Source organism: Jannaschia aquimarina (assembly GCF_000877395.1).
Classification (GTDB): Bacteria; Pseudomonadota; Alphaproteobacteria; order Rhodobacterales; family Rhodobacteraceae; genus Jannaschia; species Jannaschia aquimarina.
The window spans coordinates 1-5,005 of sequence record NZ_JYFE01000069.1 but is presented as its reverse complement, the minus strand read 5'-3'; the positions used below and the strand labels follow the sequence as shown (position 1 = coordinate 5,005).

Here is a 5,005-nt window from a genome sequence, read left to right as displayed (position 1 = left end):
TCGGGGCCGAAGCGCGTGCGCTCCGGCCCCCTCCCCTGCCCTTCCCGCTGGAGACTTCTCAAAGCCTGCGAAGGCTCAAACGATGCATCGCGCGCCGCAGTGCAATAGCGACCCTTAGCTCGTTCCCAAGCCCGCAATTGGTTGGTCGGAAATCGATCCGGTCGGGCCAACTGACGCTCCATGGGTCAATTCCTTCTTCCAGGCATCACGCTCTTCCTCTTGGTGAGGACTCGCTGAGGCCCCACTTCGGGGGGCCCGTCTTCCGTGCCGAACCGACGAATGTCGATTGGTAGCGTCTCCACGATATGATACCATATACATTGAGACCCCGGATCAATCGCACCCGCATGGAGAAACCCCGATGGGCAACATCAACGTTCGCCGCATCCCCGACGAGGTTCATCGCGCGATCAAGGCGCAGGCGAAGGCCCATGGCCGCAGCACCGAGGAGGAGGTGCGCATCATCCTCGCTCGGGCCGTGATGCCACGGGACGAGGTCGGTGCCGGTGACCTGCTCTGGTCGATTTGGGACGGGGTTGACCTGCCGGACAGCGCCATCCGGCGCGACAAAACCCCCCACGAGCCGATCGACTTCGAATGATCGTCCTCGACACGAACGTCGTTTCAGAGGCGATGCGCGCAGAGCGCGCGCCCCAGGTGCGCGACTGGCTGAATGCCCAGATTATATCTACCCTCCACATCACAATCGTGACGTTCGCCGAATTGCGGGCAGGCATCGCCATCGCCCCGCAGGGCCGCAAGGCGGTCGATCTGGACGAACGGTTCGGCCGAATGATGGACCTGCTGATCGGCGACCGCATTCTCCCCTTCGACGCCGCCGCCGCGCATGCCTATGCCACCGGGTTCTCGACGGCACGGCAACGCGGCCTTGCCGTGTCGGCCATGGATGGCCTGATCGCCGGCATCTGCCTTGCCCGAAAGCTCCCCATCGCCACGCGCGACACCGGGCCATTCGAAGCCATGGGGGTTCAGGTCATCGATCCGTGGGACACGCCGTAACCCCTTGATGATATAACCCGAGTGCCCCCCACTTTCGACTGGACCGTAAGGTGGGCATCGAATGACAGACCCCTTGATCACTCCCGATATCCACAACATGTGGAAAAGACTTGCGCGAATCCGCCTGCTGATCCACTAATCACGGAAAACAGCGGTATAACGCGTTTTTCCGTGAACACGGGAATAGCGCGATTGGCAGGCAAGGACGCGCGTCATGGATATGACCCCGCGCAAGGAAGATCTCAACGCCGTGGTGCGTGCACACTCGGAGCAGCTCGCCGGGCAACTTCATGCGCAGCGCGAGAGCCTATTCCCCCCCGACGCATCCAAGACCATGCGGAGGTTCACCTCGGGCGAGGCCGCGGGCCTGCTCGGCGTCGGAGACAGCTATCTTCGCAAGCTCCATCTCGACGGCAAGGGCCCCTCCCCCGAACTCAGCCCGGGCAACCGCCGTCTCTACTCGGCTGACGACATCCAGGCGCTGAGGGTGATGCTCGAGAAGACGGCGCGCAATCCGGGCGACTACGTGCCGGGCCGGCGCGCGGGCGATCACCTCCAGACCATCGCGATCATGAACTTCAAGGGTGGCAGCTCGAAGACGACCACCGCCGCCCACCTCGTCCAGCGCCTCGCACTGACCGGATACCGCGTTCTCGGCATTGATCTGGATCCGCAGGCCTCGTTCACCGCCTTGCACGGCGTGCAGCCCGAATTCGACCTGACCGACGGCGGAACGCTCTACGACGCGATTCGCTACGACGACCCCGTCCCCCTCCGCGAGGTAATCCGCCGCACCTACATCCCGAATCTCGACATCGTGCCCGGAAACCTGGACCTGATGGATTTCGAGCACGACACGCCGCGCGCCCTTTCGCGGGGCGAGGCCGGCCTGTTCTTCTTCCGCGTGCGCGAGGCATTGGAACAGGTCGATGATGATTACGACGTAGTCGTCATCGACTGTCCGCCGCAGCTGGGCTTCCTGACCATGTCGGCGCTGTCGGCTGCAACCGGCGTGCTTGTCACGATCCACCCAGAGATGCTCGACGTGATGTCGATGTCCCAGTTCCTGCGGATGACGGCCGATCTGATGGACGTCATTGCCGACAGCGGCGCCGACCTCTCGCACGACTGGATCCGCTACCTACTCACCCGGTACGAACCGACGGATGCCCCGCAGACGCGCATCTCGGCCTTCCTGCGCACGCTCTACGGCGAAAGCGTCCTCAATGCGCCGATGCTCAAATCGACCGCGATCTCGGATGCGGGCCTTACCAAGCAGACCCTCTACGAGGTCGAGCGCGGCGCCTTTACCCGAAGCACCTACGACCGCGCGATGGATAGCCTGAACGCCGTCAACGATGAGATTGCGAGGCTCATCCAACGAACCTGGGGGCGGATCGAATGACCGAAAGCCGCAAGAAGCGTCTCTCGATGCTGGATGCGATGGCGCAGACGACCGCGCCCCCCTCCCCTGCCCCGGCCAGGTCCGACCCCGGTCAGTCCGGCTACCGCGCGCTGCGCGGCGCGCGCGATGCCGTTGACAGCATTCGCGTCTGGGAACTCGATCCCGAAAGCATCGACGACCTGCGCGTCGGCGACCGGATCGATCCCGAGGACGTCGCCGACCTGCGCGACGCGATCGAGGCTAACGGCCAGACCGTGCCGATCCTCGTTCGCAAGAACCCCGAGAATCCGGAGCGCTACCTTCTGGTCTACGGACGACGGCGCCTGGAGGCGATCCGCGCCTCTGCGTCGGTCGTCAAGGTCCGCGCCCTGGTGGCCACGCTCGACGACGCCGCGGCAGTCCGTGCGCAGATCTCCGAGAACATGGCGCGCCGCGACCTGTCCTTCATCGAAAAGGCCCTTTTTGCCCGGTCCCTGATGGATCAGGGCTACGGCACGCAGAAGTCGATCGCCGAGGCCCTGACGGTTACGCCCTCGTCGATCTCAATGGCGCTGAACATCGTCGATGCGGTCACGCCCGACCTCGCCCGAGCGATCGGCCCCGCGCTCGGAATTGGCCGGCCCCGCTGGGAAGCGCTGGCCGCCGCGATCTCGGACACTGGGACCGACCCGGAAACATTGGTCGATCCGGCGGAAGTCGCCTACGGCGTCGCCCTCGCCAAGCAGGAAGACGACCCCTCCCGCGCCGCATTCGACGCGGTCATGGCAAAGCTCGCGGAACCGCGCGGGTCGACCAATCCCCGTACCACGGCAACGAGGCGCAGTTCCGACAAGACATGGCGTCAGATCACCTTCGCGGACGGTCTCCGCGGCGAGGTTCGGCGCTCCGGGAAGACGGTTCGTCTGGATGTCGAAACTGGGCCGTTCGCGGACTGGTTGGAAGCGGAAGCCGAAACCGTCCTCCCTGAACTTTACGCCCGCTACCGGCGGAGCGTCGAGGAAAGCCAATGAAATCAACAGCAGGAGGCACGAACAGAGCGAAAAACTAGGCCCCGCAAAACCGAAGTCTCACGAGGCCCAACTTGGTGCTTAGCAACCCCAAGCTAGTGGCCGCATGCCGACCCCGCAAGTCATAACTGATTCGCGGGCGGGGTTTTTGCGCTCCCGTGATATCGAAATGGGTTACCAGACACTCACGCCTTTCGGGCGAACGGTCGATCGCGCCATCGTGGCGCGAATGGCGACACTGTCAGGCACCGACGGCCCTGCCCCGTCGCATCCCGACAAATGGACCCTCCTGCGCGACGTCGCCACGGCGCGCGTACGGCTCGGCATCTCCGACCGACAGATCTCCGTGCTGCAGGCGCTCCTGAGCTTTCGTAAAGGCTCTGAGTTGAAGCCGGACGAGACCGACGATGCGGCCACGATGATCGTCCACCCTTCCAACGCGACGCTGTCCGACCGGTTGAATGGCATGCCGGACTCGACCCTCCGCCGCCATATCGCGGCCCTGGTTGCCGCCGGGCTGATCTCCCGCCGGGACAGCCCAAACGGCAAGCGTTACGTGCGCCGCTACCGTGATGGAGAGCGCGACGCCTTTGGTCTGGATCTAGCCCCCCTTGCCTACCGCGCGGCTGAGATCGCGGCGCTCGCCGATGAGGTCAGGACCGAGGAAGATTGTCTTGATCGGTTACGCCGGACGGTCTCCCTGATGCGCCGAGACTTAGCCGGCCTCGTCGAGTATGGCTCGACAGCCCGCCCCGATTTAGACCTTTGGTCCGACCTACTCGCGGTCGCCGTCGACGTTGCCAAGCGGCTTCGCAGGCGCCCCGATCTAATCGACCTTGAAGCAGCTAGAAATCTTCTCGATCGAGCGCTATGCAGCGCACGTGATATCCTGGAGCCAGAAGAAGTGAGCGGCACTGACCGTCATCCTGGGCGTCACCATCAGAATTCAAAACCAGATCTACCTGATCTTGAACTTCGCCGAGAACCGGCAAAGGCGGAAGCCGTGGGGCCCGATCTGATGGACGCGCCAGTTGAAGCGGAGCATCGGTCGAGCCCTGCGATGCCGCTGCCGGTTGTCATCTCAGCCTGTCCGACAGTTCTGGACTACACAACCGCTCCGATCCGTCACTGGCACGACTTGGTGGCAGCGGCCGAACGCATCAGACCGATGATGGGTATCTCGCCGTCCGCCTGGTCAGAGGCCTGCGAGGCAATGGGGGTAGAAGAGGCGGCCGTGACGGTTGTGGGGATACTTGAACGCTTCGAGAAGATCAGCAGTCCCGGGGGCTACCTGCGATCCCTTTCGGCGAAGGCCAGCCTTGGGAAGTTTTCGACCGGCCCGATGATCATGTCGCTCCTGCGAAGTGCGGCCTGACTTCACAGCTGTGAAGCAGCTTGAGGCGGTGACGGGTTCACAGCTGTGAAGGTGGCTCGAGGTTTTCGGAGTGAAATGGACATACGGCTGATGGCGATCATCGATCTTGCACTAACGTCGCAAACTGATAAGAATGCCATCATCCGTATGGATTGCAGGATATGTGTAATGTCTACATTTGTTGCGTGTCTTGGCTGA

5 protein-coding genes are annotated in these 5,005 nt (G+C 63.4%); all 5 read left to right on the top strand.

The window, feature by feature from the left end:
- Positions 1-361: 361 nt before the first annotated feature.
- The 5 genes from jaqu_RS18055 to repC all read left to right on the top strand — a co-directional run bounded on the left by jaqu_RS18055 (position 362) and on the right by repC (position 4,807).
- Positions 362-601, top strand: coding sequence for a FitA-like ribbon-helix-helix domain-containing protein (locus jaqu_RS18055; protein ID WP_043920416.1), 240 nt, complete (start codon positions 362-364; stop codon positions 599-601).
- Complete coding sequence (locus tag jaqu_RS18050) at positions 598-1,020, top strand: type II toxin-antitoxin system VapC family toxin (protein WP_043920415.1); 423 nt, start codon at positions 598-600, stop codon at positions 1,018-1,020. Before jaqu_RS18055 ends, jaqu_RS18050 begins: the two co-directional genes overlap by 4 nt.
- Before the next feature lie 214 nt (positions 1,021-1,234).
- A complete protein-coding gene (gene repA, locus jaqu_RS18045) occupies positions 1,235-2,425 on the top strand; it encodes a plasmid partitioning protein RepA (RefSeq protein ID WP_043920414.1) in 1,191 nt (396 codons plus the stop codon).
- The gene (gene repB / locus jaqu_RS18040; RefSeq protein WP_043920413.1) at positions 2,422-3,435 is read left to right on the top strand and encodes a plasmid partitioning protein RepB; all 1,014 of its coding nucleotides are present in this window, start codon (positions 2,422-2,424) and stop codon (positions 3,433-3,435) included. The genes repA and repB overlap by 4 nt, the downstream gene beginning before the upstream one ends.
- Before the next feature lie 103 nt (positions 3,436-3,538).
- A complete protein-coding gene (gene repC / locus jaqu_RS18035; RefSeq protein WP_236687896.1) occupies positions 3,539-4,807 on the top strand; it encodes a plasmid replication protein RepC in 1,269 nt (422 codons plus the stop codon).
- Positions 4,808-5,005: the final 198 nt, after the last annotated feature.